26 protein-coding genes are annotated in these 20,268 nt (G+C 66.4%); 17 read left to right on the plus strand and 9 right to left on the minus strand.

The features are described 5' to 3' along the window. Positions 1 to 101: 101 nt before the first annotated feature. Positions 102 to 1,757 (minus strand): electron transfer flavoprotein-ubiquinone oxidoreductase, encoded by a 1,656-nt coding sequence (locus tag ACP7BH_RS10720; RefSeq protein WP_425987062.1) that lies wholly within the window; start codon positions 1,755 to 1,757, stop codon positions 102 to 104. 195 nt (positions 1,758 to 1,952) lie between these two features. On the opposite strand from ACP7BH_RS10720, the gene ACP7BH_RS10725 reads away from it, so the two are divergent. Both ACP7BH_RS10725 and ACP7BH_RS10730 read left to right on the plus strand, forming a co-directional pair. After that, positions 1,953 to 2,765 (plus strand): uracil-DNA glycosylase, encoded by an 813-nt coding sequence (locus tag ACP7BH_RS10725; RefSeq protein ID WP_425985031.1) that lies wholly within the window; start codon positions 1,953 to 1,955, stop codon positions 2,763 to 2,765. Between the two features lie 84 nt (positions 2,766 to 2,849). Next, the gene (locus tag ACP7BH_RS10730) at positions 2,850 to 4,535 is read left to right on the plus strand and encodes a lytic transglycosylase domain-containing protein (RefSeq protein ID WP_425985033.1); all 1,686 of its coding nucleotides are present in this window, start codon (positions 2,850 to 2,852) and stop codon (positions 4,533 to 4,535) included. Here the strand turns inward: ACP7BH_RS10730 and ACP7BH_RS10735 are convergent. The 3 genes from ACP7BH_RS10735 to ACP7BH_RS10745 are packed head-to-tail and all read right to left on the minus strand — an operon-like array spanning position 4,532 to position 5,729. Then, complete coding sequence (locus tag ACP7BH_RS10735) at positions 4,532 to 4,663, minus strand: hypothetical protein (protein ID WP_425985036.1); 132 nt, start codon at positions 4,661 to 4,663, stop codon at positions 4,532 to 4,534. The genes ACP7BH_RS10730 and ACP7BH_RS10735 overlap by 4 nt on opposite strands. 34 nt (positions 4,664 to 4,697) lie before the next feature. Next, entirely contained in the window at positions 4,698 to 5,378 is a 681-nt protein-coding gene (locus tag ACP7BH_RS10740) for a glutathione S-transferase family protein (RefSeq protein WP_425985038.1), read from the minus strand. Positions 5,379 to 5,408: 30 nt separating this feature from the next. Next, positions 5,409 to 5,729 carry a DMT family transporter gene (locus ACP7BH_RS10745; RefSeq protein ID WP_425985041.1) on the minus strand — a complete coding sequence of 107 codons (321 nt, stop codon included), beginning with the start codon at positions 5,727 to 5,729 and terminating at the stop codon, positions 5,409 to 5,411. A 153-nt stretch (positions 5,730 to 5,882) separates the two neighbouring features. Here ACP7BH_RS10745 and purB point away from each other — a divergent pair, with 153 nt between their 5' ends. The 6 genes from purB (at position 5,883) to ACP7BH_RS10775 (ending at position 10,344) form a co-directional block, all read left to right on the plus strand. Continuing rightward, positions 5,883 to 7,184: an adenylosuccinate lyase gene (purB, locus tag ACP7BH_RS10750; RefSeq protein ID WP_425985043.1), complete on the plus strand. Its 1,302-nt coding sequence runs from the start codon at positions 5,883 to 5,885 to the stop codon at positions 7,182 to 7,184. Continuing rightward, entirely contained in the window at positions 7,181 to 7,516 is a 336-nt protein-coding gene (locus tag ACP7BH_RS10755; protein WP_425985045.1) for a hypothetical protein, read from the plus strand. The genes purB and ACP7BH_RS10755 overlap by 4 nt, the downstream gene beginning before the upstream one ends. Then, positions 7,513 to 8,241 (plus strand): 2OG-Fe(II) oxygenase, encoded by a 729-nt coding sequence (locus ACP7BH_RS10760; protein ID WP_425985047.1) that lies wholly within the window; start codon positions 7,513 to 7,515, stop codon positions 8,239 to 8,241. Before ACP7BH_RS10755 ends, ACP7BH_RS10760 begins: the two co-directional genes overlap by 4 nt. Further along, a complete protein-coding gene (locus ACP7BH_RS10765; RefSeq protein ID WP_425985049.1) occupies positions 8,238 to 8,750 on the plus strand; it encodes a DNA-deoxyinosine glycosylase in 513 nt (170 codons plus the stop codon). The genes ACP7BH_RS10760 and ACP7BH_RS10765 overlap by 4 nt, the downstream gene beginning before the upstream one ends. A 12-nt stretch (positions 8,751 to 8,762) precedes the next feature. After that, positions 8,763 to 9,605: a formyltetrahydrofolate deformylase gene (purU, locus tag ACP7BH_RS10770; protein ID WP_425985051.1), complete on the plus strand. Its 843-nt coding sequence runs from the start codon at positions 8,763 to 8,765 to the stop codon at positions 9,603 to 9,605. A 106-nt stretch (positions 9,606 to 9,711) separates the two neighbouring features. After that, positions 9,712 to 10,344, plus strand: coding sequence for a fasciclin domain-containing protein (locus tag ACP7BH_RS10775; protein ID WP_135194928.1), 633 nt, complete (start codon positions 9,712 to 9,714; stop codon positions 10,342 to 10,344). A gap of 184 nt (positions 10,345 to 10,528) precedes the next feature. Here the strand turns inward: ACP7BH_RS10775 and ACP7BH_RS10780 are convergent, their stop codons facing one another. Beyond that, entirely contained in the window at positions 10,529 to 10,852 is a 324-nt protein-coding gene (locus ACP7BH_RS10780) for a DUF1476 domain-containing protein (protein ID WP_209308033.1), read from the minus strand. A gap of 290 nt (positions 10,853 to 11,142) precedes the next feature. Here ACP7BH_RS10780 and purC point away from each other — a divergent pair, with 290 nt between their 5' ends. The 6 genes from purC to ACP7BH_RS10810 all read left to right on the plus strand — a co-directional run bounded on the left by purC (position 11,143) and on the right by ACP7BH_RS10810 (position 15,537). Then, complete coding sequence (purC, locus tag ACP7BH_RS10785) at positions 11,143 to 11,901, plus strand: phosphoribosylaminoimidazolesuccinocarboxamide synthase (RefSeq protein WP_135194926.1); 759 nt, start codon at positions 11,143 to 11,145, stop codon at positions 11,899 to 11,901. Next, a complete protein-coding gene (gene purS / locus ACP7BH_RS10790; RefSeq protein WP_159849538.1) occupies positions 11,901 to 12,137 on the plus strand; it encodes a phosphoribosylformylglycinamidine synthase subunit PurS in 237 nt (78 codons plus the stop codon). The genes purC and purS overlap by 1 nt, the downstream gene beginning before the upstream one ends. A gap of 96 nt (positions 12,138 to 12,233) precedes the next feature. Then, complete coding sequence (locus ACP7BH_RS10795; RefSeq protein ID WP_425985053.1) at positions 12,234 to 12,713, plus strand: YbhB/YbcL family Raf kinase inhibitor-like protein; 480 nt, start codon at positions 12,234 to 12,236, stop codon at positions 12,711 to 12,713. Between the two features lie 60 nt (positions 12,714 to 12,773). After that, positions 12,774 to 13,976, plus strand: a complete 1,203-nt coding sequence (locus tag ACP7BH_RS10800) for an MFS transporter (protein ID WP_425985056.1) — start codon at positions 12,774 to 12,776, stop codon at positions 13,974 to 13,976. A gap of 33 nt (positions 13,977 to 14,009) precedes the next feature. Continuing rightward, positions 14,010 to 14,672 carry a phosphoribosylformylglycinamidine synthase subunit PurQ gene (gene purQ, locus ACP7BH_RS10805; RefSeq protein WP_425985058.1) on the plus strand — a complete coding sequence of 221 codons (663 nt, stop codon included), beginning with the start codon at positions 14,010 to 14,012 and terminating at the stop codon, positions 14,670 to 14,672. Positions 14,673 to 14,832: 160 nt separating this feature from the next. After that, positions 14,833 to 15,537 carry a hypothetical protein gene (locus ACP7BH_RS10810; protein ID WP_426043343.1) on the plus strand — a complete coding sequence of 235 codons (705 nt, stop codon included), beginning with the start codon at positions 14,833 to 14,835 and terminating at the stop codon, positions 15,535 to 15,537. 6 nt (positions 15,538 to 15,543) lie between these two features. On the opposite strand, the gene ACP7BH_RS10815 is transcribed toward ACP7BH_RS10810, so the two are convergent. Together ACP7BH_RS10815 and ACP7BH_RS10820 are read right to left on the minus strand one after the other, a co-directional pair. Beyond that, positions 15,544 to 15,747 carry a hypothetical protein gene (locus tag ACP7BH_RS10815; protein ID WP_425985061.1) on the minus strand — a complete coding sequence of 68 codons (204 nt, stop codon included), beginning with the start codon at positions 15,745 to 15,747 and terminating at the stop codon, positions 15,544 to 15,546. 57 nt (positions 15,748 to 15,804) lie between these two features. Then, positions 15,805 to 16,218, minus strand: coding sequence for a hypothetical protein (locus tag ACP7BH_RS10820; RefSeq protein WP_425985063.1), 414 nt, complete (start codon positions 16,216 to 16,218; stop codon positions 15,805 to 15,807). Positions 16,219 to 16,304: 86 nt separating this feature from the next. Here ACP7BH_RS10820 and ACP7BH_RS10825 point away from each other — a divergent pair, with 86 nt between their 5' ends. Beyond that, complete coding sequence (locus tag ACP7BH_RS10825; protein WP_425985064.1) at positions 16,305 to 17,102, plus strand: hypothetical protein; 798 nt, start codon at positions 16,305 to 16,307, stop codon at positions 17,100 to 17,102. Between the two features lie 3 nt (positions 17,103 to 17,105). On the opposite strand, the gene ACP7BH_RS10830 is transcribed toward ACP7BH_RS10825, so the two are convergent. Further along, the gene (locus ACP7BH_RS10830) at positions 17,106 to 17,357 is read right to left on the minus strand and encodes a Tat pathway signal protein (RefSeq protein ID WP_425985067.1); all 252 of its coding nucleotides are present in this window, start codon (positions 17,355 to 17,357) and stop codon (positions 17,106 to 17,108) included. After that, positions 17,354 to 17,494 carry a hypothetical protein gene (locus ACP7BH_RS10835; RefSeq protein ID WP_425985069.1) on the minus strand — a complete coding sequence of 47 codons (141 nt, stop codon included), beginning with the start codon at positions 17,492 to 17,494 and terminating at the stop codon, positions 17,354 to 17,356. Before ACP7BH_RS10835 ends, ACP7BH_RS10830 begins: the two co-directional genes overlap by 4 nt. Positions 17,495 to 17,604: 110 nt before the next feature. Here ACP7BH_RS10835 and purL point away from each other — a divergent pair, with 110 nt between their 5' ends. Together purL and ACP7BH_RS10845 are read left to right on the plus strand one after the other, a co-directional pair. Next, on the plus strand, positions 17,605 to 19,833 hold the full coding sequence (gene purL / locus ACP7BH_RS10840) for a phosphoribosylformylglycinamidine synthase subunit PurL (protein ID WP_425985071.1): 2,229 nt from the start codon (positions 17,605 to 17,607) through the stop codon (positions 19,831 to 19,833). Beyond that, entirely contained in the window at positions 19,830 to 20,267 is a 438-nt protein-coding gene (locus tag ACP7BH_RS10845) for a DUF305 domain-containing protein (protein WP_425985073.1), read from the plus strand. The genes purL and ACP7BH_RS10845 overlap by 4 nt, the downstream gene beginning before the upstream one ends. Position 20,268 lies beyond the last annotated feature (1 nt).

The following is a 20,268-nucleotide window of genomic DNA, read 5'->3' on the forward strand; positions in this document are numbered from 1 at the left end:
GCACCTGATGTCGGAGGCCGGTGGTCATCCGACGCACGGACGATGCGAAAGCACTGGGTCCCGGCTTTCGCCGGGATGAGCGGGTTGAAGGGGTTATTCCGTCACATGTTCGGATAGTTCGGACCGCCGCCGCCCTCGGGCGTGGTCCAGACGATGTTCTGCGACGGATCCTTGATGTCGCAGGTTTTGCAGTGGACGCAGTTCTGGGCGTTGATGACGAAACGCGGATCGGTCTTGGCGACCTCGTCCGCATAGACGACCTCGTACACGCCCGCCGGGCAATACAGCCGGGCCGGTTCGCCGTATTTGGGCAGGTTGACCTGGATCGGCTTGGACGGGTCCAGCAGCTTCAGGTGGGCGGGCTGATCCTCGGCGTGGTTGGTGTTGGAGATGAACACCGACGACAGTTTGTCGAACGACAGCTTCCCGTCCGGCTTGGGATAGCGGATTTCCTTGTGCTTGGCGGCCAGCTCGGTCGAGGCGGCGTCGGTCTTTTCGTGGCTCAGTGTCGGGATCGGTGACCAGCCGCCCAGCAGGGTGCGGCACCACATGTCGAACATGCCGAACGCCCCGCCCAGGGTCGTGCCGAACTTGCTCAGCAGGGGCTTGGCGTTCTTGACGACCGACAGCTCCTTGTAGACCCAGCTCTTTTCGAAGGCGGTCTGGTATTCGACCAATTCGTCGCCGCCGCGCCCGGCCTGAACCGCGTCATAGGCGGCGTCGGCGGCCAGCATGCCGGTCTTCATCGCATTATGGCTGCCCTTGATGCGGGGCACGTTCACGAAACCGGCCGAACAGCCGATCAGGACGCCGCCGGGGAAGCTCAGCTTCGGTATCGACTGCAACCCACCCTCGGTGATGGCCCGCGCCCCGTACGAGATGCGCGTGCCGCCTTCCAGGTGCGGGGCGATGGACGGGTGGTGTTTGAAGCGCTGGAACTCGTCGAACGGCGACAGGAAGGGGTTCTTGTAGTTCAGGTGAACGACATAGCCGACGGCGACGTAGCGGTCGCCGAAATGATACAGGAAGCTGCCGCCGCCGGTGTGTTCGTCCAGCGGCCAGCCGGTCGTGTGCTGTGCCAGGCCCGGCTGGTGCTGTTCGGCAGGCACCTGCCACAGCTCCTTCAGGCCGATGCCGTATTTCTGGGGCGACTTGCCGTCCTGGAGCTTGTGTTTGGCGATGATGGTCTTGGCCAGGGAGCCGCGCACGCCCTCGGCGATGAAGACATATTTGCCGTGCAGTTCGATGCCGGGCTGGAAGTCGTCGGTCGGCTTGCCCTCGCGGTCGATGCCGAAGACGCCGGCGACGACGCCCTTGACCCGCCCCGTCTCTTCTTCCCAGACGACGTGGCTGGCGGCCATGCCGGGATAGACCTCGACGCCCAGGGCCTCGGCCTGCTCGCCCAGCCAGCGTGTGACATTGCCCAGCGAGGCGATGTAGCAGCCGTGATTGTGCATGAAGGGCGGCAGCAGGGGCATGGGCAGAGACGCCTCGCCCTGCGGCCCCAGCAGCAGGAATTTGTCCTTTGTGACCGGCGTCTCCAGCGGCGCGCCGCGTTCCTTCCAGTCGGGGAAAAGCTCGTTCAGCGCCTTGGGATCGATGACCGCGCCCGACAGGATATGGCCGCCGACCTCGGCCGCCTTTTCCAGCACCGCGACGGTGATCTCCTTGCCGTCCTTTTCCGCGCGCTGCTTCAGGCGGATGGCCGCCGACAGGCCGGCCGGGCCGCCGCCGACGATCACGACATCATATTCCATGACCTCGCGTTCGACGCCGTCCAGCGCCTCCAGCGGCGGCAGATTGTCGATGATCGCTTCCTCACGGGCGTTCTCTGCGCCGCCTTCGATGGCTTCTTCGGCCATGATTTCCCCTGAATCCCGGTTGTCTGTGTGGTTATGCCGCTTATCGGAAGGTGACGCGAGGGCGGTCAAGGCCTATCGGTAGCCCGAGACATGAACGCGCAACCCCATGACATCGCTGAAGTCGAAAGCCTGCTCGCCTTCTGGCGGGATGCGGGGGTGGACGCCTGCTATGGCGATGCGCCCGTCGACCACACCCATGTGGCCCCGCCGCCGGCCGTGAAAGCCGTGCATAAAGCGACCGCCTCGGTCGTCATGCCGCTGGTCGGCGCCAACGCCGAGGACGCCATCGCCGAGGCGCGAAGACTGGCCGCAGGCGCGGCGACGCTTCAGGATTTGGCGGCGGCCGTCGCGGCGTTCGAGGGCTGTCCCCTGCGCGGCATGGGCGCGACCCAGTCGGTATTCGGGCGCGGCAATCCCAACGCCTCGGTCCTGATCATCGGCGAAGGCCCCGGCGGGGACGAGGACCGGATGGGTCAGCCCTTTGTCGGCAAGGCCGGGCAACTGCTTGACCGGATGCTGGCGGCGGCGGGCCTGACCGACAAGGTCTTCATCACCAACACCGTCTTCTGGCGCCCGCCCGGCAATCGCACGCCCAGCCCGCAGGAGCAGGCGGTCTGCGCCCCCTTCGTGGAGCGCGCCTTCGCCCTGTTGCAGCCCAGGGCCGTACTGCTGCTGGGCGCGGCCTCGGCCAAGTCCGTGCTCCAGGCCGAAGAGGGGATCATGAAGCTGCGCGGCAATTGGAAGGAATGGCGTCTGGCGGAGGGCGCGGTGTCCGCCCCCGTCATGCCGACCCTGCATCCGGCCTTTCTGCTGCGTCAGCCCCAGGCCAAGCGTCAGGTGTGGAGCGACCTGCTGTCGCTGGCCGTTCGCCTTGAAACGGACTCGGTTGAAGAACAAGGCTAATCGCGGCATGCTGGCATGCTGACGACCGATCGCCATACACGCGCACGTATTTTACGCGCGTCGCCAACGAGGGGGCCGCCGCTTATGTTTCTTTTCCGCCGCGCGTTCCTCGCGCCGACGCTTGCTGTTGCTTTCAGCGCCTTGGCGGGCGCGGCCATCGCCGAAACGCCTTACGCATCAACCGCCGAATCGAGCGCCGGTTCCAATCGCCTCTCGGCGCTCAGCTCTGCGGACCGCCTCTCCTACACCACCGCCTTCGACGCCCTGCGGCGCGGCGACATCGAGACCGCCCGCGCCTCGGCGCGCCAGGCGCAGGACCGGGTCCTGCTGGGTCAGGTCGAGTTCGAAAGCCTGTTCCACCCCGACCACGTCGCCACCTACGAAGAGCTGACGGCCTGGCTGGAGACCTATTCCGACCTGCCCTGCGCGGACCGCGTCTACACGCTGGCCCTGCGTCGTCGCCCCGACGGCGCGCCCGAGCCGGTGCGGCCCGGCGGCGTGATCGGACGCACCTGGAACAGTCTGTTGACGGCTGTCTCGGGCGGCGGCGGGGTCGACGATCCGGCGAAGGCGGCGCGCGTCGCCTACAACAACGACGACCTGACCGGCGCCTCGGCCGTGGGCCGCCAGATCGGCGACTGGTGGACCGTCGGCCTGGCGGAATGGCGGTTGGGCCAGTTCCACGAATCCTTCGCCGCCTTCGAGCGCGTCGCCAACGATCCGACCGAAGACCCCTGGGTTCGCGCCGGCGCCGCCTACTGGACCGCGCGCGCAGCAGGCCAGTCGGGCCGTCAGGATCGGGTGACCGACTATCTGCGCCTGTCGGCCCAGTGGCCAGCCACCTTCTATGGTCAGATCGCCCTGCGTCAGCTGGGCGAGGAGCCGACCATCGAGAACATGGGCCCGCGCGCCTATGAGGCCGAGCCGCGCCTGCGCCGCGCCGCCTATGTGCCCCAGAGCGCCGCCGTCGAGCCGACCGCGCTGGAAGCCTTCGTCCAGGCCGACGCCCGCGCCAAACGCACCGTCGCCTTCTATGAGGTCGGACGCCGGGCCGACGCCGAGACCGAGCTGCGTTCCGGCTTGCGCACCGCCGTCGGCGATGCGGCCAAGATGTGGACGGCCCTGGCGCGCGCCATCATGCCCGTCGGCAATGCGGACGCGACGCGCATCGACGCCACGCGCTATCCGATGCCGGACCTAGCGCCCGAGGGCGGCTTCGTCATCGAGAAGGCGCTGGTCTATGCGCTGGCGCTGAAGGAAACCGACTTCAATCCCAACGCCCGGTCCAGCGTCGGCGCCTATGGGTTGATGCAGGTGATGCCGACGACGGCGGCCGAGATGACGGGGGATCGCACCTTCGTTTCCGATCCGTCCAAGCTGCTGGTCCCGGCGGTGAACATGCGTCTGGGCCAGACCTACATCAACCGGATGCTGGCCTTGCCGGCTTTCCAGGGCGACCTGCTGCGGGCCGTGGCCTCATACAACGCCGGGCCGGGGCCGATGCTGTCGGCGGTGCGCAAGCTGGGGCCGGACGCCGATCCCCTGCTGCTGATCGAGACCATCGACGTGCCCCAGGCGCGCGATTACGTCGAGAAGGTCATGGCCAGCTACTGGATCTACCAGCGCCTGTTCGGCGGCCCGCTGAAGACGCTGGACGCCCTGGCCTCGGGCGCCCGGTCCGTGCCCATGGCTCTGGACTATGTCGCCCCGCCACCCCAGGCCCAGCCGGTGCTGATCGCCGAAGCGACCACCGTCGCCGGCGCGCGCTAGAAGACCGTGAACAGCAGGCTGGCCCAGAAGGCCGCGCCGATCAGGGCCGCCAGACCATAGCCCATGACCGGATGAATGCCGCGCGAGGCGGGTTCGGCCGTATCGGTGCGCTGGGTCGGGCTCTTCATTCCCCACAGATAACGGCGTCCGCTTAACGCAGCGTCAGCCGGGATGGTTGTCGCCCGTTAAAGCCCCCGCCGAAGCCAGGGCGTCGGCCTCCCATTGGCGAAAGTCCGGATGGGCCAGCAGGGTGTCAGCATAGGCCTGGGCCGTCCCGTCATCGCCGTGGGCCGCCAGGTCCAGCTGGAAATGGCGAATGCGGGCGGCGACCGGCGTGAAGAAGGCGTCCGGCACGGACCATTCTCCGAACAGATAGGGCCCGCCGTCCCCAAACCGGTCGCGCATGCCCCGCCACAGTTCGACGATGCGGCGCAGATCCTTGTCCAATCCCGGATGGTGCGGCGCAGGAACACGGCTGGGGCCGACCATCCAGTGGTCCGGCCCCGTCGAACAGGCGGTTCGCAAGGCGTTGAACCCACCGTGCATCTCGCAGGTCGCAGACCGCGCCAGCCAGCGCGCATGGGCGTCGGCGGGCCAGAGCCGCGCCTCGGGGTAGCGTTCCGCCGCCCAGACGGCGATGGCCATCGAGTCCCAGATCACCTCGCCGTCGACCTTCAACACCGGGACTTGGCCGGTGGGCGAATGCTCGCGAATCCGACGATCGGTGTCCGGCTGGTTCAGCGGCACGACGATCTCGTCGAACGACGCGCCGCAGTGTTTCAGCACCAGCCAGGGTCGCAGCGACCATGTCGAATAGGCCTTGTCGCCGATCACCAGTTCCATGTCGTCCTCACCTTGGAAACGTGGCGACCATCAATGGCTGGACGCCAGCTTCAGCACAACCAGTCCCGAGGCCACCAGGACCACGCCTGCGATCCTGAGCGGCGTCAGCGGCTCGCCCAGGAAGACCGCACCGACGACGAAGGCGCCCACCGCCCCGATGCCGGTCCAGATGGCGTAGGCCGTGCCCAGCGGCAGGGTTTTCATCGCCATAGACAGCAGGCCGAACGATCCGATCATGAAGACCAGCATGCCGACGGTCGGCCACGGCTTGGTGAAACCGGCCGACGCCTTCATCAGAAAGGCCCAGACGACTTCGAGCAGGCCGGCGAAAAGAAGGAATACCCAGGCCATGACGGTCTCCCTTGCATGGCGAGCCGGGTCGTCCCGGCGGTCATGCCCAATGAAGGGAGAGGTCGTCCTCTGAACGGATATCTGGGACAGCCAGGCGCTAAGTCAAGCGACCAACCTTGACTCGAGGCCCCTTGCGACCGACACGACCCGCCTATGATCACGCGCTATTCCCGCCCCGTCGCCGCCGCCATCTGGTCGCAAGAGACCAAATACAAGATCTGGTTCGAGATCGAGGCCCACGCCGCCACCAAGATGGCCGAGCTGGGCGTCATCCCCCAGGACGCGGCGGACGCCATCTGGGCCAAGGGCAAGGACGCGACCTTCGACGCCGACCGCATCGACGAGATCGAACGCACCACCAAGCACGACGTCATCGCCTTCCTGACCCATGTGTCGGAAATCGTGGGCGAGGAAGCCCGTTTCCTGCACCAGGGCATGACCTCGTCGGACGTGCTGGACACCTGTTTCGCGGTCCAGCTGGCCCGGTCGTCGGACCTGCTGATCGACGGCGTCGACCGCGTCCTGGCCGCGCTGGAGACCCGCGCCAAGGAGCATAAATACACCCCCACCGTCGGCCGTAGCCACGGCATCCATGCCGAGCCCGTGACCTTCGGCCTGAAGCTGGCCAGCTATCACGCCGAGTTCCAGCGCGCCAAACGCCGCCTGATCACGGCCAAGGAAGAGATCGCCACCTGCGCCATCTCCGGCGCCGTCGGCACCTTCGCCAACGTCGATCCGGCCGTCGAACAATACGTCGCCGACAAGATGGGGCTGCAGGTCGAGCCGGTCTCGACCCAGGTCATCCCGCGCGACCGCCACGCCGCCTTCTTCGCCGCCCTGGGCGTCGTCGCCAGCTCCGTCGAGCGTCTGGCCGTCGAGATCCGCCACCTGCAGCGCACCGAGGTGCTGGAGGCTGAGGAATTCTTCGACAAGGGCCAGAAGGGCTCTTCGGCCATGCCGCACAAGCGCAACCCTATCCTGACCGAGAACCTGACCGGCCTGGCCCGTCTGGTCCGCTCGGCCGTGACCCCCGCAATGGAAAATGTTGCGCTGTGGCATGAGCGGGACATCAGCCACTCGTCGGTCGAGCGCGGCATCGGCCCCGACGCCACCATCCACCTGGACTTCGCCCTGCAACGTCTGGCCAATGTGGTCGAGCGGCTGAACGTCTATCCTGAGAACATGCAGAAGAACATCGACCGCTTGGGCGGTCTGGTTCACTCGCAACGGGTCATGTTGGCCCTGACCCAGGCCGGCATCTCGCGCGAGGACGCCTATGCCGCGGTTCAGGAGAACGCCATGAAGGTCTGGCGCGGCGAAGGGGTCTTCATCGACTTCCTTAAGGAGGACGACCGCGTCACCCTGCCCGCCGAACAACTGGAAGCCCTGTTCGACCTCGACTACCACACCAAGAACGTGGACGTGGTGTTCAAGCGGGTGTTCAATGAAGCATGATCGCCGCGCTGCTCGCTCTATTCATTCAGGCCAACACGCCTGAGATCAGCTATATTGGCTGGTCAGTGTATGCGCCGACCACCTTACTGTCCGACAACGCCCGGGCAGAGGTGTGCCTGAGGCGTCACAAGGGCTCACGCTCCATCAAGACGGACATGCGATGCGTAGTAAGTCCGGGTAGACAACTGAGCGGCTGCGATTTGAATGACGATAGCCAGATGAGCGTTCGCGATCTGGAAACCCTTCGCTGTATTGCCCAAACACAATCCGCTCCATCCGCCGCTTCTATCGGCAGGACGATGATCGTCACGATCACGGTTAACGCCCGTTGAACAGGACGATCCAGCTCAATCCCCGGCTCGATCCCCGCGACTATGCGGCGGCCTATGCGCGCGACGGCATGGTGCAGGTGCCAGATCTGCTGGAAGAGGCCAGCGCCGAATGGCTGGAGCTCGCGTTGGAACATGACACGGCCTGGCGCCTGTCGCTGAAGACCCCCGAAGGCGGCAAGCTGCTGTCGCCCCAGGAGATGCAGACCCTGGGGCGGGACGCCATCGGCGCCAAGATGCAGAAGGCCTTGGCCGAGGGGCGTGACGGCTTCTCCTTCCTCTACCTGGCCTATCCGATCATCACGACCTTGTTGACCGGCGAGGACGAGGGCCACGCCACCCATGCCCTGCTGCAGTTCTTTAACGACATTCCCTTCACCACCTTCGCCAAGGCGGTGACAGGCGAGACTAGCGTAACCAAGATCGACGCCCAGGCGACCTGGTTCCGGCCCGGCGACTTCCTGACCCAGCATGACGACACCGGCGTGGGCGAACGGCGCGCGGCCTATACGCTGGGCCTGTCGCGCGACTGGCGGCCTGACTGGGGCGGTCAACTGATGTTCCACGACGCGAACGGGGACATCGAGCGCGGCTTCAAGCCGGGCTTCAACGTCTGGACCGTGTTCAAGACGCCACGAATGCACTCCGTCGCCCCGGTCGCCGCCTATGCCGGCGGCAAGCGTCGCTCGATCACCGGCTGGCTGCGCGACGATCCGCCGGTCAAGTGACCGACCGCTCGACCGGCGACCGCAGACAGGGCTTCGCCCCCGTCGTTGATGGGGAGACCCGCCTGCTGATCCTCGGCAGCCTGCCCGGCGACGCGTCGCTGAAGGCGGCCCAGTATTACGCCCATCCCCGCAATGGCTTCTGGCCCCTGATCGGCGGCGCGCTGAGCGAAGACCTGGCCGCCATGCCCTATGAGCAGCGCCTCGAACGGCTGAAGGCGCGCGGTGTGGGTCTGTGGGACGTGATCGCCTCGGCGGAACGGTCTGGCAGTCTGGACGCGGCGATCCGCTCGCCCGAGGCGGCCGATCTGCGGGGTCTGGTCGAAAGCCTGCCGAACCTGCGGGCCGTGGCCTTCAACGGCGGGTTGGCGGCCAAGCTGGGGCGGCGAATCTTACGCGATCTGGAGGGCGTCGCCCTAGTCGATCTGCCGTCGTCCAGCCCCGCCCATGCAATATCCTTGTCGGCAAAGGCGGACAGCTGGGCCATACTGGGGCAGTTTCTCCCCGGATAAGCCTGTCGCCTGATGATCCTGACCCTATCCTGCCCAGACCGCCACGGCATCGTCGCGGCCGTTTCCGCCTTCCTGCTGGAGCGGAACGCCAACATCTCCGACGCGCAACAGTTCGGGGACGCCTCCAGCGCCACCTTCTTCATGAGGGTGGTGTTCGAACCGGCGGAAGGCGACCCGGAGGCGGCGATCCGGGCAGCCTTCGCACCGTTAGCCAAGCGGTTCGCCATGGACTCGACCCTGCGCGGTTCCGCGCCGCGCCGGGTGATGATCCTGACCTCCAAGTTCGATCACTGTCTGGCGGACCTGCTTTACCGGTGGCGCATCGACGAACTGCCGATGCAGGTAACGGCGGTCGTGTCGAACCATCCCCGCGAGCAGATCGGCCATGTCGATCTGGGCGACCTGCCCTTCCACCACCTGCCGGTCAGCGCCGCCGACAAGGCGGCGCAGGAGGCCGAACTGCTGCGGCTGATCGAGGAGACGGGGACCGAACTGGTCGTGCTGGCGCGCTACATGCAGATCCTGTCCGACGACCTCAGTCGCAGGCTGGAGGGGCGTTGCATCAACATCCACCACTCCTTCCTGCCCGGCTTCAAGGGCGCCCGCCCCTATCACCAGGCCCACGCCCGCGGGGTGAAGGTGATCGGCGCCACCGCCCACTACGTCACCCCCGACCTGGACGAAGGCCCCATCATCGAACAGGACGTGGAGCGGATCAGCCACCGCGACACGCCCGAAGATTTGATCCGCAAAGGGAGAGATATCGAACGCCGCGTCCTGGCGCGCGCCGTGCGTCGTCATCTGGAGGACCGCGTTTTGCTGCACGGCACAAAGACGGTGGTGTTCGAAGACTGAATGGTGAAGCTGCGATGTCTTGACGCGGGCCATGCATCCATTGTGCGGTTTCGCGCGTAACGTTCCCGTTACCGCCTTGAGAGCGGCCCAAAGGGAACGAAACACAATGACCAATCTTCGCAATCTCATGCTCGTCGCCGTATCGGGCGGCGCGCTGATGGCGCTTGGCGCCTGCGGCAACAACGAACCGGCCGCCACGACCCCGGCGGAATCGACCGCCATGGCTCCGGCCGAGGGCGCCGCCATGGCTCCCGCGACCGATCCGATGGTCGGCGGCGCCGCCATGAGCCCCAACGAGACCATCGTCGCCAATGCGTCCAAGGCGTCGAACCTCAGCACCCTGGTGTCGGCCGTGACCGCCGCCGGTCTGGTCGAGACCCTGCAGGGCCCCGGCCCCTTCACCGTCTTCGCGCCTGACAACGCCGCCTTCGAGAAGATCCCCGAGGCGACGCGCACCAGCCTGATGCAGCCGGCGATGAAGGCCGACCTGACCAAGATTCTGACCTATCACGTGGTCGCCGGTCGCCTGACGGCCGCCGACATCGCCGCCCAGGCCCAGGCCAATGGCGGAACGGCTACCCTGAAGACGGTTCAGGGCGAAGAACTGAAGGTTTCGGCCGGCCCGAACAACACCTGGGTCATCACCGACGCCAAAGGCGGCACGTCCACGATCACCCAGGCCGACGTGGGTCAATCCAACGGCGTGGTTCACGTCGTGGACACGGTTCTGATGCCGTAAAAAATAATTTGGTTTCGGGCGGAAACGCCTGAAACCAAATCTCGGCGCTCGTGTTCTTCAAGGGCGCGAGACGCACACTACGCCGGGTGAGACATCCCCCAACGTCCCCGGCGAAAAGAAAGGGCCGCACTTTCCCCCGGGTGCGGCCCTTTCGAATTCTCGGATCAGCCCGAAGGCCTAAGACCTACTCGCCGGCGCGAATGCCTTCGCGGGCGATCGAGGCCAGTTCGTCGATCTTGGAGCGAATCTCACCTTCCGACACCGACAGGCCCGAGGCCTTGAAGTCGCCGGCGACCTTGCGGAACACGTCCTCGTCGCCCGGCTGCTCGAAATCGGCGCGCACGACGGCGGCGGCGTACTGATCCGCGCTCTCGCTCGACAGGCCCATCTTTTCGGCAGCCCAAAGACCCAGCATCCGGTTGCGCCGGGCGATGGCCTTGAATTCCTGCTCCTGATCGAGGGCGTATTTAGCCTCGAAGGCCTTTTCCCGATCGTCGAAGGTCGTCATTTCGCTCAGCAAAGCTCCGTCCACCCCGCTAACGTCGGGGCAAGGGCCGTCTATAGACCGCCCATCCATGAACGCAACCTGACTTCAGTCTTGCAGGGCATCCTGTCCCCAACCATTGCGCGCGTCGCCATCCTCATTTGTATCGAGGCCCGCCTTCGGCTAAGGAGACGCCGAACGAGATTGACTGCCCGAACGATTCCGAAACGCGCCGCCAGGACCGGGTCTTCCCCATCCAAAAATGGCCGCGCGATTTTTGTTTCTGGAGGGCGCCCGTAAGCCGGGACCGGACCATGAACAGCAAGCGCAAGAAGATCTACGAAGGCAAGGCCAAGATCCTGTACGAAGGACCCGAGCCTGGCACCCTGATCCAGTATTTCAAGGACGACGCCACTGCGTTCAACGCGCAGAAGAAGGCCGTCCTCGAAGGCAAGGGTGTGGTCAACAACCAGATCAGCGAGTTCATCATGTCGCGCCTGAACGGCATCGGCGTGACCAACCACTTCATCAAGCGTTTAAACCTGCGCGAGCAGTTGATCCGCGAAGTCGAGATCATTCCTCTGGAAGTCGTCTGCCGCAACATCGTCGCCGGCTCGATGAGCCAGCGCCTGGGCATCGAGGAAGGCACGCCCCTGCCCCGCTCGATCATCGAATTCTACTACAAGAAGGATGAGCTCAACGACCCGATGGTCACCGAGGAGCATATCACCGCCTTCAACTGGGCCTCGACCCAGGAGCTGGACGACATGCTGGCCATGACGGTGCGGGTGAACGACTATCTGTCGGGCATGTTCAGCGCGGTCGGCATCACCCTGGTCGACTTCAAGATCGAGTTCGGCCGCGTCTGGGAAAACGACTTCAGCCGCGTGCTGCTGGCCGACGAGATCAGCCCCGACAGCTGCCGCCTGTGGGACACCACCACCGGCGAGAAGCTGGACAAGGACCGCTTCCGCCGCGACCTGGGCAATGTCATCGAAAGCTATACCGAAGTCGCGCGTCGCCTGGGCATCATGAAGGGCATGCCGACGGTGATCCAAGGGGGGCTGCATTAATGGCTAAGGTCAAGGTTCACGTCTTCCTCAAGCCCGGCGTCCTGGACGTTCAGGGCAAGGCCGTCGAAGGCGCCCTGCAGGGTCTGGGCTGGTCGGGCGTCTCGAACGCCCGCGTCGGCAAGCTGATCGAGTTCGACCTCGCCGGCGCCGAAGATCCCCAGGCCGAGGCCAAGAAGATGTGCGAGCAACTGCTCGCCAATACGGTGATCGAAAGCTACCGCATCGAGGCGGCTTAAAATCTGTCGTCTCCTCCCCATTTCATGGGGGAGGAGACGGTTGCATCCTTCGACAGCGACGCCAGTTTAGCAGACGGCTTGATTGACGGAGCGCCAGTGACCTTCACCCTCACCTCCAACGACATTCAGGACGGCGGCGTGCTGCCGGACGCCCAGGTTCACGCCAAGGGCAACCAGTCGCCTCATCTCGCCTGGTCCGGCGCGCCGGAGGGCACCAAGAGCTATGCAATCACCTGCTATGATCCCGACGCGCCGACCGGCTCGGGCTTCTGGCACTGGACCGTGGCCAATATCCCCGCCGACGTGACGGAGCTGGAGGCTGGAGCCGGATCGTCCGGCGGGCATCTGCCGCACAGCGCCATCCAAGGCCGCACCGACTTCGGCCAGGCCGGATTCGGCGGCGCCGCCCCGCCTCCCGGCCATGGTCCGCACCGCTACATCTTCACCGTCTTCGCCGTGGACGTGGAAAGCCTGGACGTCACGGCCGACAACTCCGGCGCCGTGTTCGGCTTCAACCTGCACTTCCACACCCTGGCCAAGGCCTCGATAACCGCGACCTACGAAAACAAAGCGTGATCGCTGTCGGGCGGCGTCGCCCTTGTCGTGTCATGAACGCTGATTAGTTTGCAGCGCAACATGACAGACGCCGCCCTCGACACCGCCCTTCCCGTCCGCTCGCGCGGGGCGGTCGCCCTCGTGCTGATCGCCCTGGCCATGGGCGGCTTCGCCATCGGCGTGACCGAGTTCGCGGCCATGAGCATCCTGCCCGACTTCGCCGCCGGCCTGGGCGTCGATGCGCCGACCGCCGGTCATGTCATCAGCGCCTATGCCGCCGGCGTCGTGGTCGGGGCGCCGATCCTGGCGGTGCTGGGCGCGCGGCTGCCGCGCTGGCATCTGCTGATCGGCTTCATGGCCCTGTTCGCCGTCGGCAATGTGCTCAGCGCGCTGGCGCCCACCTATGGCTGGATGCTGGTGTTCCGTTTCCTCAGCGGCCTGCCGCACGGCGCCTATTTCGGAGTGGCGGCCCTGGTCGCGGCCTCCATCGTGCCGCTGCATTTCCGCACACGGGCGGTCTCGACCATCCTGATGGGACTGACGGTCGGGACGGTGCTGGGCGTGCCCGTCGTCAACATCATCAGCCATGCCTATGGGTGGCGCTGGACCTTCGCCATCGTGGGCGTGCTGGCCGTGATCACCATGGCCCTGGTCGCCCTGTTCGCCCCGCGCGATCCGGCTCACCCCGACGCCAGCCCCTGGCGGGAGCTGGGCGCCTTGAAGCGCGGGCAGGTCTGGCTGACGCTAGGTGTCGGCGCCATTGGCTTCGGCGGCATGTTCGCGGTCTATGCCTATCTGGCCTCGACGCTGCAGGCCGTGACGGGCGTGGGGGCCGAGGTCCTGCCCTGGGTGTTCGCCGTCTTCGGGGTCGGCATGTTCCTGGGCAATATTCTGGGCGCCTGGGCGGCCGACCATGTGGGGTTCAAGGCGGCGGGCGGCCTGTTGCTGTGGAGCGCGGCGGCCCTGGCGCTGTATCCCATGGCGGCGTCGAACCTGTGGGCCGTGATGGGGGTCGTCTTCCTGATCGGCGGCGGCGGCGGCCTGGGCTCGGTGTTGCAGACGCGGCTGATGGATGTCGCCGGCGACGCCCAGACCCTGGCGGCGGCGCTGAACCATTCGGCCTTCAACACCGCCAACGCCATCGGCCCGCTGCTGGGCGGCATGGCCATCGCCGCCGGTTACGGCTGGACCTCGACCGCTTGGGTCGGCGTCGCCCTGTCGCTGGGCGGGTTCGCCATCTTCCTGGTCGCCTGGCTGACGGGTCGGGCGCGCGTGACGGCCTGACAAGCCACAAGAACCCTGCTAAAGGGCCGCGCCATGAGCGCAGCCGTCATCGTCTTCCCCGGTTCCAACTGTGATCGCGACTGCAAGGTCGCCGTCGAACGCTCCACCGGCGAGTCCGTCTCCATGGTGTGGCATGCAGACACCGAACTGCCTTCGGGCCTGGACCTGATCGTCATTCCCGGCGGCTTTTCCTATGGTGACTATCTGCGCTGCGGCGCCATGGCGGCCCAATCGCCGGTGATGCAGGCCGTCAAGAAGGCGGCGGACGAGGGCGTCGCCGTGGTCGGCATCTGCAACGGCTTCCAGATCCTGTGCGAGGCCGGAATGCTGCCCGGCGCCCTGCTGCGCAACAAAGGCCTGAAATACGTCTGCAAGCCCATCGCCCTGACCGTCGCCAACGGCCAGACCCGCTTCACCGCTGGCTATGAAGGCCAGGCCGAAGTCACGATGACCCAGGGCAACGGCGACGGAAACTTCTTCGCCGACGCCGAGACCCTGGCTCGGATCGAGGGCGAGGGCCAGGTCGTCTTCCGCTACGTCGACAACCCGAACGGCTCGGTCAACGACATCGCGGGCATCCAGAATGCGCGCGGCAACGTCCTTGGCATGATGCCCCACCCCGACCGCGCCTTCGAGGCCGAACTGGGCTCCGCCGACGGCGCGACGCTGTTCCGGAGCATCTACGCGGCGGCTTGACGGCAATCTGAAGTTAGGGCGGATTGTGCCCATGCGCAGTTCTCTTCGACTCACCGCCGCTTTCTTGGCGCTCGCCACAGCGACACCAGTACTGGCTCAAGAAAGCCCCTCACAAGGCGAGGACTGGACGTTGACGGCCGTTCCTGAGCGAAAGGCCGTAATGGCCACGATCGACTTCACCTCGGGTCTTGCCATTGCCGCGCGTTGCGTCGATGGCGTCTACGATGTGCTGATCACGGGACTGCCCGAGACAACAAAAAGCTCGACCTCGCGTGAACTGGGAATCCAGGCAGGCGATCAGGAAGAACCCTACACCTCAGTCTGGACTGTAGGCACACAACGTAACACCGCCTTTAGCCGCATTCCCGCCGTTGTCGCCCGCGATTTGGCCAAGGGCGGCAAGCTTCAGGTCATTGTACCTGCCACAAACAACGGCCCGCGGACGCGCTATGTCATGGATCTCGATCCTTCCAGCACGGCTATAGAGCAGACTTTGACCGCCTGCGGACGGCCGATGGTGGATCCCCGTGAAGCTCGGGCTGATGAAATCGACGGCAATGGCCAGGACGGATTGCCCGATACGGTACGGTGGCAAACCATGCCAAGACCGGTTTTTCCAAATCCTGTCGGTGGCAGAATGCCGCTTGAGGGCTATGTCGCGCTCTCTTGCGTCCTGACAGCCTCGGGTCAGTTGACCGAATGCCAAACCGAAAGCGAGCAGCCGGCAGGGTACGACTTGTGGAAGGCCGTCGAGCGTTCGTTGCCGCGGGCCAGACTGGAACTGTCCGATGAAGCCTCGGCGGCCGGCCTGACTTTGGCCGGCCGAATGGTCCGCTTCTCGGTCAATTTCAAGGTCGAGCCCTAAGCCCGTCTAGATGTCCTTAATCTGAGACCGACCGTCGGAAAGGTCGGCAGCCTGGTCGTCTTCGTCTGCGTCGTCGAACGCCTTTTCACCAGCCTCGCGCTGGGCGGCCAGTTCGCGGGCGCCTACGCCGAGGCCCTGTTCGATGGCCCGGTTAGCTTCGACCTCTTCTTCGAGAGATGGCGTGTGGTTGTTGGTGTCGGGATCGGCCATGGGGTCTTCCTGTGTTGACGGCTGACCCTGACAACCGTTCGGTCCCGGCGATTGTTCCTATCGACCGAAAAACGGCTCCAGGCTGGCGCGCGACAGGGGGCGGAAGATCAGGAACTGACCGCCGACGGTCACGGTGATCTCGTGCGCCTGTGGGCGCTGCAGCAGGGCGGGATCGTCCAGCGAGACCGCGCGACCCGAGGCGATGTCGCGCGCATCCAGCGGCGGGAGGGTCGGCCGACCATTGGCTGAGGCCAGGGCCGCCATGAAACCACGAACCTCATTGGCCTGTTGCTCGGGCGTCAGGGCGGAACGCACCCGGGTCCATGCCGTCTGGACCGGCGTCGTCAGGGTCGAGACGGTTTGCGCCCGCCCCTCGCCCGCCACAGCAAGGGCGGCAAAGGCGGCGAGGCAAAGGCAGAGAAGGCGAGCCCTGATGATCATGTCCCACAGGATGAGGCCCGCGCTCGCCAATGCAAGCTTCACTTTTCTAGCGTGATGGATGAACCTTCTGGCGGTCCGGCGCGTAAAGGGCCGACAAGCGTCGCACTGGAAACCGAATGTCCTCCATCATCCGCCCCACACCGCGCCAGCGCACCCGTCGTCTGGTCGTCCTGGCCGCCGCCCTCTTCGCCATCGTCGTGCCCCTGGTGCAGAACCTGGCCGGCCTGGGCCTGACGCAGGCCGAGTTCGCCGCCGACGGCAACACCACTCTGCGGGTCGCCGGCTACGCCTTCTCGATCTGGGGTCTGATCTATGTCGGCATCCTGGCCTATGCGATCCGTCAGGCCCTGCCGCAGACCGGCGAGAGCCCGCTCCTTAACCGGATGGGCCTGCCGTCCGCCGTCGCCTTCTTCGGCATCGGCTTCTGGATCATCGTGGCGGCCATGAACCTGAAGGCCGCCAGCGTGGCCGTGATCTTCGCCTCGCTGATCGCCCTGCTGCTGCCGCTGTTGGCGGTGTCGGGCCATATCCGCGCACTGCGGCTGATGGACCGCGAGCGTATCCTGCTGGTCTGGCCTCTGGCCGCCCTCGCGGGCTGGCTGACGGTCGCCGCGCCGCTGAACCTGATCACGACCGTGACGGCGTTCGACGCCCTGCCCGCCGCCCTGTCGCCCGCACTGTGGGCCATTGTCGCCATCGTGGCGGTCGTGGTCGTCGCCCTGGCGGTGACGGCGGTTCTTCGGACGATGGCCTATCCGTTACCGACCGCCTGGGGCCTGCTGGGCGCCTTCGTCGCCGAACAGGCGGACAAGCCCGCCGTCGCCTTCACCGCCTTGGCCGGTGCCATCATTGTGCTGGTCGGCGGGCTGCTGCTGACCTTCCGGCTGCGGCCGGGCGTCGAACGCGCCCGCTAAGGCTCAAGGTTTCGGCGTATTGGTGACGGCGTCGTCCTGAGGGTCGTGATCGTCGGCGCCGACGTCGAAGGCGCCGTCCTCATCGAAGCCGACGCTCCCAACCCCGACCGCCGAGCCCGTCAGACGCTGACGACGGCTGGCCATTGCGGCCTCCGGCGCGGCGGCGTCCATCTCCGCCGTCGTTTCAGGATCGTTCGAACGGTCCATCTGCTGGCCTGAGGCTGGGACGATGCGGTCGGTGTGGGGCTTGCTCATACCGCGTCCTCCTCGGTGTCGTCAGCCTTCTTCTGAGCCTTTTCGGCCAAGGCGGAGGCGCCCGCGTCGTCGGCGGCGATCTCGGGCAAGTCGTCGTCTTGCGGCGTTGCGGCGGGGTCGATGGGGGTGTCGGTCATGGCGGCTCCTGTGGCTGTCGCCTGAATCAACCGCTTGCGATGTTCGATGTTCCCCGATCTTGCGCCGTGCGGGCTGACATTTGGCCCATCTGCGGCTAGAAGCGCCGCCCATGAGCGCTCCTGAAAAGACCCCCGTCAAAACGATGGCCGAACTGGCCGCCGAATACGGCCTGGCCCCGAACGAATATCAGGTCGTCCTCGACCGGCTGGGCCGCGAGCCCAACCATGTCGAACTGGGCGTCTTCTCGGTCATGTGGTCCGAGCACTGCTCGTACAAATCCTCCAAGATCCACCTGGGCAAGTTCCCCACCACCGGCGAGCGCGTCATCTGCGGGCCGGGCGAGAACGCGGGCGTGATCGACATCGACGACGGCGACGCCTGCATCTTCAAGATGGAGAGCCACAACCACCCCTCCTACATCGAACCCTATCAGGGTGCGGCAACGGGCGTGGGCGGCATCATGCGCGACGTCTTCACCATGGGCGCCCGCCCGGTGGCCCTGCTGAACGCCCTGCGCTTTGGCGATCCGTCGCACGAGAAGACTAGGCGCCTGGTCAAGGGCGTCGTCTCCGGCATCGGCGGCTACGGCAACTGCGTCGGCGTGCCGACCGTGGCGGGCGAGACCAATTTCCACGCCGGCTACAACGGCAACATCCTGGTCAACGCCATGTGCGTGGGCCTGGCCAAGTCGGACAGCATCTTCTATTCGGCCGCGCCCTCGGCGGGCCTGTCGGTCGTCTATTTCGGCTCCAAGACCGGCCGCGACGGCATCCACGGCGCGACCATGTCCTCGGCCGAGTTCGACGACGAGTCGGAATCGAAACGCCCCACCGTCCAGGTCGGCGACCCCTTCGCCGAGAAGCTGCTGATCGAGGCCACCCTCGAACTGATGGCCTCGGGCGCCGTCGCCGCCATCCAGGACATGGGCGCGGCCGGCCTGACCTCCTCCTCGGTCGAGATGGCCGGCAAGGGCGGCGTCGGCATCGAGCTGAACATGGACGCCGTGCCCCAGCGCGAAGAGGGCATGACCGCCTATGAGATGATGCTGTCGGAAAGCCAGGAGCGGATGCTGGCGGTCCTGAAGCCCGGCCGCGAGGCCGACGGCGAGCGCATCTTCAAGAAATGGGGCCTGGACGCCGCCACCATCGGCGTCACCACCGACACCGGCCGCCTGGTGCTGAAGCATCACGGCGAGACGGTCTGCGACGTGCCCCTGGCGCCCCTGTTCGACGACGCGCCCCTGTACGACCGCCCCTGGGTCCAGCCGGACCTGCATCCCCGACTGAACCCCGCCGACATCCCCGCCCCCGACAACTGGGCCGATGCGGTGATGAAGGTGATCGCCTGCCCCGACATGGCCTCCAAGCGCTGGATCTGGGAACAGTACGACCGCCACGTCATGGCCGACACGCTTCAGGACTCTGCCACCGGCGCCGACGCCGGCGTGGTCCGCGTTCACGGCACGGACAAGGGTCTGGCCGTGACCAGCGACTGCACCCCCCGCTACGTCCAAAACGACCCCTATGAGGGCGGAAAGCAGGCGGTGGCTGAGGCCTGGCGCAACCTGACCGCCGTCGGGTCTCGCCCCATCGCCATCACCGACAACCTGAACTTCGGCAATCCGCAACGCCCCGAGATCATGGGCCAGATCGTCCGCTCCATCGACGGCATGGCCGAGGCCTGCCGCGAGCTGGTCTTCCCGGTCGTGAGCGGGAACGTGTCGCTCTATAACGAGACCAACGGCGTCGCCATTCCGCCGACCCCGACCGTCGGCGCCGTGGGCCTGCTGCCCAACTACGACGTGGTGACCAACTTCTCGACCATGGCGGCGGGCGATGCTCTGGTCCTGATCGGCCAGACCGTCGGCGAACTGGGCGCCTCCATCTATCTGCGCGAGGTCCTGGGCCGCGAGGACGGCGCCCCGCCCCCCGTCGATCTGAAGCTGGAAAAGAAGACCGGCGACTTCGTGCGCGACCTGATCGAGGCCGGCGATCTGACCGTAGTCCACGACCTGTCCGACGGCGGCCTGATCGGCGCCGCCGCCGACCTGGCGCTGGCCTCCGACGTCGGCGTGACCCTGGACGCCTCCAGCGCGACCCACGCCCACATCTTCCTGTTCGGAGAGGACCAGGCCCGCTACCTGGTCGCGGTCCCAGACGCCGACGCCCTGATCGCCAAGGCCCAGGCCGCCGGCATGCACGCCTCGGTCGTCGGCCACGCCGGCGGCGACGCCTTCGCCTCTCGCGGCGACAAAGGCGAGCTGTTCAGCATCCCCGTCGCCCATCTGCGCGAATGGCACGAAGGCTGGATGCCGGGCTGGCTGGGCGACGCGGCATGATCCGCGTTCTCGCACCCCTCGCTCTGCTCGGTCTGCTGGCCGCCTGCGACGGCGGCGGCGACCCGGTGGAGCAGGCGCTGCGCGACACATCGGCCGCCAACCATGCGGCGGCGACCCGCACCACGGCCGAGACCCAGGCAGCCGGCCACACCGGTCACGGCAAGGCCGGCCCTACACCCGGCGATCAGGCCTTCGCCGCGTCCGAAGCCGAGATGCACGAGAAGATGGCCGCCGCATCCGGCCAGACGATCGACCAGGCCTATGTCGCCAAGATGATCGCCCACCACGAAGGCGCCGTCGCCATGGCCGAAGTCGCCCTGCGTGACAGCCGCGACCCCGAAATCCGCCGTATGGCCCAGAGCGTCGTCGATGCCCAGACGCGCGAGATCGCCGAAATGAAGGCCTGGGCGCCGACCTCCGCTCCGGCGAACTGAG

The sequence above is a fragment of the Brevundimonas sp. TWP2-1 genome (assembly GCF_049897645.1).
Classification (GTDB): Bacteria; Pseudomonadota; Alphaproteobacteria; order Caulobacterales; family Caulobacteraceae; genus Brevundimonas.

Coding starts and splice junctions, on each gene's coding strand:
- ACP7BH_RS10720 (WP_425987062.1), bottom strand. CDS start 1,757: ATGGAATATGATGTCGTGATCGTCGGCGGCGGCCCGGCCGGCCTGTCG.
- ACP7BH_RS10725 (WP_425985031.1), top strand. CDS start 1,953: ATGAACGCGCAACCCCATGACATCGCTGAAGTCGAAAGCCTGCTCGCC.
- ACP7BH_RS10730 (WP_425985033.1), top strand. CDS start 2,850: ATGTTTCTTTTCCGCCGCGCGTTCCTCGCGCCGACGCTTGCTGTTGCT.
- ACP7BH_RS10735 (WP_425985036.1), bottom strand. CDS start 4,663: ATGAAGAGCCCGACCCAGCGCACCGATACGGCCGAACCCGCCTCGCGC.
- ACP7BH_RS10740 (WP_425985038.1), bottom strand. CDS start 5,378: ATGGAACTGGTGATCGGCGACAAGGCCTATTCGACATGGTCGCTGCGA.
- ACP7BH_RS10745 (WP_425985041.1), bottom strand. CDS start 5,729: ATGGCCTGGGTATTCCTTCTTTTCGCCGGCCTGCTCGAAGTCGTCTGG.
- purB (WP_425985043.1), top strand. CDS start 5,883: ATGATCACGCGCTATTCCCGCCCCGTCGCCGCCGCCATCTGGTCGCAA.
- ACP7BH_RS10755 (WP_425985045.1), top strand. CDS start 7,181: ATGATCGCCGCGCTGCTCGCTCTATTCATTCAGGCCAACACGCCTGAG.
- purU (WP_425985051.1), top strand. CDS start 8,763: ATGATCCTGACCCTATCCTGCCCAGACCGCCACGGCATCGTCGCGGCC.
- ACP7BH_RS10775 (WP_135194928.1), top strand. CDS start 9,712: ATGACCAATCTTCGCAATCTCATGCTCGTCGCCGTATCGGGCGGCGCG.
- ACP7BH_RS10780 (WP_209308033.1), bottom strand. CDS start 10,852: ATGACGACCTTCGACGATCGGGAAAAGGCCTTCGAGGCTAAATACGCC.
- purC (WP_135194926.1), top strand. CDS start 11,143: ATGAACAGCAAGCGCAAGAAGATCTACGAAGGCAAGGCCAAGATCCTG.
- purS (WP_159849538.1), top strand. CDS start 11,901: ATGGCTAAGGTCAAGGTTCACGTCTTCCTCAAGCCCGGCGTCCTGGAC.
- ACP7BH_RS10800 (WP_425985056.1), top strand. CDS start 12,774: ATGACAGACGCCGCCCTCGACACCGCCCTTCCCGTCCGCTCGCGCGGG.
- purQ (WP_425985058.1), top strand. CDS start 14,010: ATGAGCGCAGCCGTCATCGTCTTCCCCGGTTCCAACTGTGATCGCGAC.
- ACP7BH_RS10810 (WP_426043343.1), top strand. CDS start 14,833: ATGGCCACGATCGACTTCACCTCGGGTCTTGCCATTGCCGCGCGTTGC.
- ACP7BH_RS10815 (WP_425985061.1), bottom strand. CDS start 15,747: ATGGCCGATCCCGACACCAACAACCACACGCCATCTCTCGAAGAAGAG.
- ACP7BH_RS10825 (WP_425985064.1), top strand. CDS start 16,305: ATGTCCTCCATCATCCGCCCCACACCGCGCCAGCGCACCCGTCGTCTG.
- ACP7BH_RS10830 (WP_425985067.1), bottom strand. CDS start 17,357: ATGAGCAAGCCCCACACCGACCGCATCGTCCCAGCCTCAGGCCAGCAG.
- ACP7BH_RS10835 (WP_425985069.1), bottom strand. CDS start 17,494: ATGACCGACACCCCCATCGACCCCGCCGCAACGCCGCAAGACGACGAC.
- purL (WP_425985071.1), top strand. CDS start 17,605: ATGAGCGCTCCTGAAAAGACCCCCGTCAAAACGATGGCCGAACTGGCC.
- ACP7BH_RS10845 (WP_425985073.1), top strand. CDS start 19,830: ATGATCCGCGTTCTCGCACCCCTCGCTCTGCTCGGTCTGCTGGCCGCC.